Annotated in this window: 2 protein-coding genes; one reads left to right on the forward strand and one right to left on the reverse strand. The window is 59.1% G+C overall.

Going from position 1 to position 1,798, the window contains the following annotated elements; translation table 11 throughout:
- Positions 1-55: 55 nt before the first annotated feature.
- Positions 56-496, reverse strand: a complete 441-nt coding sequence (locus tag BST14_RS30225) for a hypothetical protein (protein WP_158085944.1) — start codon at positions 494-496, stop codon at positions 56-58.
- Positions 497-957: 461 nt separating this feature from the next.
- Here BST14_RS30225 and BST14_RS27980 point away from each other — a divergent pair, with 461 nt between their 5' ends.
- Positions 958-1,662 carry a GIY-YIG nuclease family protein gene (locus tag BST14_RS27980; protein ID WP_083067476.1) on the forward strand — a complete coding sequence of 235 codons (705 nt, stop codon included), beginning with the start codon at positions 958-960 and terminating at the stop codon, positions 1,660-1,662.
- Positions 1,663-1,798 lie beyond the last annotated feature (136 nt).

Below are 1,798 nucleotides of genomic sequence, written 5' to 3' on the forward strand. Positions count from 1 at the left end.
CTTGTCGAGCCTTCCTGCCCACGTCGTGGGCCGCAAGACTCTCATAGGCCATGGATCAACCGATCGGGGTCAGGCCAATCGCAATCACGAAAATCACCGCCGACGCGGTGATCGCGGCCCACCGCCATGCACCTGACCAAGCCACTTGCGAACGATGACTAAATCCGTGACTCGCGGCATTACCGACCTGTACGGCCACAATTGCTACCGTTACAGCTAGTACCGCCGAGCAGATGACAACTAGCCAAAGACCCCACCCCACTTGCGCGACATGGGGTACTCCGAATATCACTTTGGAAAAGGACGTGACCGTAGCGATGTTGACTAAAGCGATGGCTAGACATCCAACGCCGGCCACAAGTACCGCCCACGCGATTGGCACCGCCCATCGAAGACTAAAATTTGTTCTGCCCCAATTAATTTGGGCAAACAAGGCTACGGCGGCGACCGCGCCGGTGATGAGAGTAATAAGCCCCCAATTGCCGTGAAAATCCATACCGCCAACGCTGAGTGGCCCGAGGGACGCCCACGTGCCGATGCTGCCGACAACTATCCCTACGCTCGCAACGATTGCCGCGATCAAGTTCGGGAGATAGAAAGGTGCGAAGCTAAGCGGCGCCGGCAGAGCGTAGTCCAGTGGTCGGTCAGCAGAGGGCCACGGCGTCGCGCCTGGCGGGCGGATGAAGTCCGTACTCTCTGGATCGTTGCCCATCGCTGCCATACCGACCCCGCTTGGTCTCCGTTTGATGAGGTTGCCCTATTCGCCGATGGGAGCGTACGGGGTGCCGCGCTTACGCACATCTGGATTGTGAAAATTCCCGTCGCGCGGTCGTCGCCCGTTCGGTCAGCCCCGCCAAGTAGCGCGCCCGTCACGGCTATCGGCAGAGTGGCTTGACTACGCGAAAGCTCGGACGGAGGACGGGCACGCGAGTTCGGGTCGCAGCATAAAGTCGGTACATGGCAGACGATGAACCAATACGCATCGCTAACGCCGCGGGCGGGGAGGGCTCGTACGAATTCACGGACCTACCGCTCACGCCCAATTTGTTCGCGGCATTGGCACAGAAACTGTTTGCTGGTCGCTTACTGCGACGCAAAGAGATTGCGACCGAGGTCGTAACGTACCACCTGGAACGCGGCGGACTGCCGGCAAACGGAAGCCTTCCGAGCGTTGTCAAAAAGGCGTTTAGCACAATGTCCGAGCGAGGAGTCGCTGCACCATCTGGCGGTTACGGCATTTGGCGCTTCGCTGACTTGCGTGGAAGTGACGATGTTGACCTAGCCGACGACGATGTCCTCGACGATGCGGTCACGGCCGGTGCGATCTTGCACGAGTATTTGTATGCATACGATCTGCCTGCCTACGCCAAGCTTGCCCGTAGTCAGGGCAGCGAGCGATGGCCGCACAAAATCGGCATGACCACGGTCGATGTCGAGTCCAGAATCGGTGAGCAGGTAGGCACGGCGCTACCAGAACGTCCACGCATCGTGCTCACACATACATGCAGCGACGCTGCGCTGCTCGAGAAAGCCCTTCACGCCACGCTTGAACTTCGGGGGCAAAAAGTAAGCGATGCGCCGGGTAACGAGTGGTACAACACGAACGCTGACGAGATCCGATTGCTAATTGACTTATTGACGAATCGGGGCGCTTCATCATAACTTCGTTGAACTTGTGCACATGCGTATATGGCCACCCCGAAGGGAGCAGGGCCAGCCGGGGTTGCGTCCGCCAAGGTGGTGTACGAGTCGGGGACCGATTTGGTGACCGGCGTGTCGTAGCCGAGTGATTGAAGGT

Source organism: Mycobacterium arosiense ATCC BAA-1401 = DSM 45069 (genome assembly GCF_002086125.1).
Classification (GTDB): Bacteria; Actinomycetota; Actinomycetes; order Mycobacteriales; family Mycobacteriaceae; genus Mycobacterium; species Mycobacterium arosiense.